General features: G+C 62.2%; 5 protein-coding genes. All 5 read left to right on the top strand.

Annotated features, from left to right (window positions below):
• A partial coding sequence (locus PHX69_RS11445; protein ID WP_288043811.1) for a hypothetical protein occupies window positions 1-940 on the top strand: 940 nt, incomplete at its 5' end.
• A 127-nt stretch (window positions 941-1,067) separates the two neighbouring features.
• Window positions 1,068-1,613 (top strand): shikimate kinase, encoded by a 546-nt coding sequence (locus tag PHX69_RS11440; RefSeq protein WP_288043810.1) that lies wholly within the window; start codon window positions 1,068-1,070, stop codon window positions 1,611-1,613.
• Between the two features lie 29 nt (window positions 1,614-1,642).
• Window positions 1,643-2,761 carry a 3-dehydroquinate synthase gene (aroB, locus tag PHX69_RS11435; protein WP_288043808.1) on the top strand — a complete coding sequence of 373 codons (1,119 nt, stop codon included), beginning with the start codon at window positions 1,643-1,645 and terminating at the stop codon, window positions 2,759-2,761.
• A 115-nt stretch (window positions 2,762-2,876) separates the two neighbouring features.
• Window positions 2,877-4,055, top strand: a complete 1,179-nt coding sequence (locus PHX69_RS11430; RefSeq protein WP_288043807.1) for a deoxyguanosinetriphosphate triphosphohydrolase — start codon at window positions 2,877-2,879, stop codon at window positions 4,053-4,055.
• Between the two features lie 271 nt (window positions 4,056-4,326).
• The coding region (locus tag PHX69_RS11425; protein ID WP_288043815.1) for a DUF1415 domain-containing protein at window positions 4,327-4,800 on the top strand (474 nt) is incomplete at its 3' end.

Raw genomic sequence — 4,800 nt, 5'->3', positions numbered from 1 at the left:
TTCAGGCGATCAGTGGACTGTGACAGGTCAGGCAATCGGTTCAGCTGTCGTCAGTATTTTTGATGCCCGCGCTACAAAAATTGATATTCCATTGACAGTAGGGGCTCCTGAATTGCGTGTTGCTCCTGCTGACTTGTCTATTTTCATTGGCATGACAGCCGTCGTGAAAATTTCTGGTGGTCAGCCACCTTACCGCGTTGCTGAAGGTATTCCAGCTGCCATTAAGGCTGAGGTTGTTGGTGATGAGCTGCGCTTGACTGGTCTTCTGTTGAGCGAACTGGAAGGGATTACCGTTATTGATAGCGCTGGTCAGTATGCTGATCCAGTTTCTGTGAAGGTGATTCCAGGAACGGGAAACATACGGGTTTCTCCAAACAGCTCCATGGTTTCTGAAACGGATAATCAGAATCTCAACTTCACTGTCTTGGGTGCGGTAGCAGGCGAAATCTGCTTTTACAGCTCTGATCCAAGTTTGTTGAAGCCCCGAGTTGTGGCAACAGATCCAACAAAAACTTGTGTTACCAGCACTGGCCCCACTGTGCCTTTGAATTTCACTGTGGAAACGGGATCCCAAGGTAATCGCTGCGTCAATGCCACTACGCGTGTCTCTATCAGTGTGGTAGATGCTGCACGCTCTGTCGGCGAGGCAGTCATCACTATTTTGGATAACGGTGCAGACTGCGGTTTGGGTACCTTTAGCGTTAGCCCCAGTGTGCTGAATATGACCGGCTCCAGCATTGCCGATGTCAAAGTCTTCGGTGTCAAAGACTTCACCAAAGTGACTGCAACCACTTCGAACGGAGCCATTGTTACGGCGGTTGCTGACGTGAAGACCGGCGTGATCAAGGTCAAGAGCGTGAGCCCAGGTACCGCCACTATTCTGGTGGTCGAAGACACCGCACCACGCCGCAGCGCAACTATTACGGTCAATGTGAACTGACTTTTGCACTGCGTATGGCCAACCCACAGCGGGTTGGCCAAGCCCTCGCCCCTTGGTTGGTTGCCAAGGGGCGTTTTGCTTCAAAAAGCTTGAATATGCTGGTTCATCGGCGTCACCAGGGTTTCTTATGATCGTTCTCATTGGCATGCCCGGGTGTGGCAAATCCACCATCGGTCGCCTATTGGCGCGTCGGCTGAATGTGCCGTTTTTCGACTCCGACCAGGTGATAGAGCAGCGCCTGGGTGAGACCATCCGCAGCTACTTCGACCGCGAGGGCGAGAGCGCATTCCGTGACGTAGAAGAGGTCGTACTGCGCGATGTGCTCCAGCCGGCGGCGGGCGATGCAGTGGTGGCTACGGGTGGCGGTGCCGTGCTGCGGCCAGCCAATCGCCAGCAGATGCGCGTCGCAGCGCAGGTGATTTATCTGCGTGCCACGCCCGAAGATATTTTTCGCCGTGTCCGCTACGACACCAAGCGGCCTTTGTTGCAGGTGGACAATCCGCTGGCCAAGCTCCAGGAGCTGTACCGCGTGCGCGATCCGCTGTACCGCGAGACGGCACACTTCGTCGTGGAAACCGCGCGCGCCAGCACCGCTGCGGTGGTCAACCTGATCACCATGCAGTTGGAACAGGCGCGCTTGACCCAGCCCGCTGCCGCTGGCAGCGCCCCCTAGTTTTGCCCTTTTTTTGCAGATTCAGATCCATGGCACATACCAACCCCATCGCCGCTGCGCAACGCGTGCAGATCGACCTGGCCGAGCGCAGCTACCCCATCGTGATTGGTACCGATCTGCTGCCAGCCGCCGCGCTGTATGCGCATCTGCCCAAGGCTATGGCGGCGCTCATCGTGACCAACACCATGGTGGCGCCCTTGTACGCGCAGGCACTGCAAGGCGCGCTGGCGGGCCAATACGCCCAGGTGCACACCGTGGTGCTGCCCGATGGCGAGGAGCACAAAACCTGGCAGACCCTGAACCTGATTTTTGATGCCCTGTTGCAGCATGGCTGTGACCGCAAAACCGTGTTGTTTGCCTTGGGCGGCGGCGTGGTAGGTGACATGACCGGCTTTGCCGCCGCCAGTTACATGCGCGGCGTGCCGTTTGTGCAGGTGCCGACCACGCTGTTGGCCCAGGTCGATTCGTCGGTGGGCGGCAAAACTGCCATCAACCACCCGCTGGGCAAAAACATGATTGGCGCTTTCTACCAGCCCCAGCTGGTGGTGTGTGACCTGGCCACGCTCGACACCCTGGCACCGCGCGAACTCAGCGCCGGGCTGGCAGAAATCATCAAATACGGGCCGATTGCCGACATGGCCTTCATGGACTGGCTGGAGGCGAACATGGATGCCCTGCTGGCGCGCGATCGCACTGCGCTGGCCCACGCCGTGCGCCGCAGCTGTGAGATCAAAGCCTGGGTGGTGGGCCAGGACGAGCGTGAATCGGGCCTGCGCGCCATCCTGAACTTTGGCCACACCTTTGGCCACGCCATCGAGGCCGGCATGGGCTATGGCGCCTGGCTGCACGGCGAGGGCGTGGGCGCTGGCATGGTGATGGCCACCGAGCTCTCGCGCCGTCTGGGCCTGGTCGATGGCGCGTTTGCCGCGCGCCTGCAAGCGCTGGTGCAGCGCGCCGGGTTGCCGGTGCGCGGCCCGGTGCTCGATGCCCAGGACAACGCAGGCCGCTATTTGGAGCTGATGCGTGTCGATAAAAAAGCCGAGGGCGGTGAAATCCGCTTTGTCGTCATCGACGGCCCCGGTCAGGCTGCCGTGCGCGCTGCCCCCGATGCGCTGGTGCGTGAAGTCATCGACGCCTGCTGCACCTGAGTTGCGTGCGGGGCAGGGCGCACTGGGCCGCCGTGCTGTAGATTGGTGGGATGTGCTTTTGTTGCTATTTTAATGATAGCTGTTAGCGCCCGCTGTACGGGCTCTGGAGGCCAATTTGACCCAAAATATCGCTGCCCTGGCCCCCTGGGCCTGCGACCCGGCCCACACCCGGGGTCGGCGCCACCCCGAGCCGCCCGCGCCCACGCGCACCGACTTCCAGCGCGACCGCGACCGCATCGTGCATTCCTCGGCGTTTAGGCGGCTGGTGTACAAAACCCAGGTGTTTCTGAACCACGAGGGCGACATGTTCCGCACGCGGCTGACGCACTCGCTGGAGGTGGCGCAGCTGGCGCGCTCCATCGCCCGCTCGCTGCGCATCAACGAGGATCTGGTCGAGGCCATCTCGCTGGCACACGATCTGGGCCATACCCCCTTTGGCCACGCCGGGCAGGATGCGCTCAACGCCTGCATGGCCGACTACGGTGGCTTTGAGCACAACCTGCAAAGCCTGCGCGTGGTCGATGCGCTGGAAGAGCGCTACCCGCAGTACGACGGCCTGAATCTGACTTTCGAGACGCGCGAAGGCATCCTCAAGCACTGCGCACGCGCCAACGCCGAGGCGCTGGAGGCGCAAGAGCCCGGCGGCGTAGGCCAGCGCTTTGTGCTGCGCCAGCAGCCCAGCCTGGAGGCGCAGCTGTGCAACCTGGCCGATGCCATCGCCTACAACGCGCACGACATTGACGACGGCGTGCGCTCGGGCCTGATCACGCTGGCGCAACTGGGCGAGGTGCCGCTGTTCGAGCGCTACCGCGCCAGCGCCCAGGCCGAATACCCGCATCTGGCCGAACCTGCCGCACAACGGCGCCTGCTGTACGAGGCCATTCGCCGCATGTTGAGCGATCAGGTTTATGACGTGATTGCCGCCACCAGCGCCGCGCTGGAGCGCGTGCAGCCGCGCAGCGTGCAGGACGTGCGCTGTGCCCCGGCGCTGGTGGTGTTCAGCGATGGCATGCGGGCGCAATCGCAGCAGCTGCAGCGGTTTTTGTTCCAGAACCTGTATCGCCACCCGCAGGTGCTGGCCGTGACCGGACGCGCGCAGCAGGTGGTGCGCGACCTGTTTGCCGCCTACCTGGCCCAGCCGCAGGAGATGAAACCGGGCTTTGCCGCGCGCGCCCAGCAGGCCACGCACGCAGCCCAGGCCGCGCGCGCCGTGGCCGATTTCATCGCCGGCATGACCGACCGCTACGCCGCCCGCGAGCACGAGCGCCTGACCGGCCAGCGCTTGCTGGGCTGAACAGGTGCTGGGGCAGGGCAGGGACGTTTTGATAATCAAATCGGTCTCCAGCGCCCGTCCATCAAGCGCAAGCAGCTATTGAAAAAATAGCAAAACTGACCCCGCGATAAAATCGCGCCCCTTTGTTCACCCGCCCGCACTGCCCATGTCCAGCTCCACCACCGCCGCCTCCGCCGCGCCGCACAGCGCCGACCTGCCTGCCCCATCCGCCCGTCTGGATACCCCCACCGCTGCCGCCGATGCCGCTACCGACGCCATCGTGGTGCAAGACATGGTGCGCTGGCTGGAGCGCGCCGTCATCGGCCTGAACCTGTGCCCGTTTGCCAAGGGGGTACACACCAAGGGGCAAATCCACTACGCCGTCAGCGCCGCCACCGATGGCCGCGAGCTGCTGCAAGACCTGCAACGCGAGCTGGAAGCGCTGGCCGAGGCATCGCCCGAGAAGCGCGACACCACGCTGCTCATCGCCCCCCGGTGCATGGAAGATTTTCTGGATTTCAACGATTTCCTGGAGCTGGCCGACGAAATGCTGGACGTGCTGGACTTGGGCGGCATCCTGCAAATTGCCAGCTTTCACCCGCAGTTCCAGTTTGATGGCACCGAGGTGGACGACATCACCAACGCCACCAACCGCGCGCCGTACCCCACGCTGCATCTGATCCGCGAAGAGAGTCTGGATGCCGCCGTCGAGGCCTTTCCCGAGGCAGAAATGATCTACGAGCGCAACATGGAAGTGCTGCGTGAG

The organism is Simplicispira sp., assembly GCF_028687295.1.
Taxonomy (GTDB): domain Bacteria; phylum Pseudomonadota; class Gammaproteobacteria; order Burkholderiales; family Burkholderiaceae_C; genus Simplicispira; species Simplicispira metamorpha.
This window is presented reverse-complemented; position numbering and strand designations above follow the sequence as displayed.

What these genes read in the sequence shown, in the direction of transcription:
- PHX69_RS11440 (WP_288043810.1), top strand. Translation starts at nt 1,068, where the DNA reads ATGATCGTTCTCATTGGCATGCCCGGGTGTGGCAAATCCACCATCGGT.
- aroB (WP_288043808.1), top strand. Translation starts at nt 1,643, where the DNA reads ATGGCACATACCAACCCCATCGCCGCTGCGCAACGCGTGCAGATCGAC.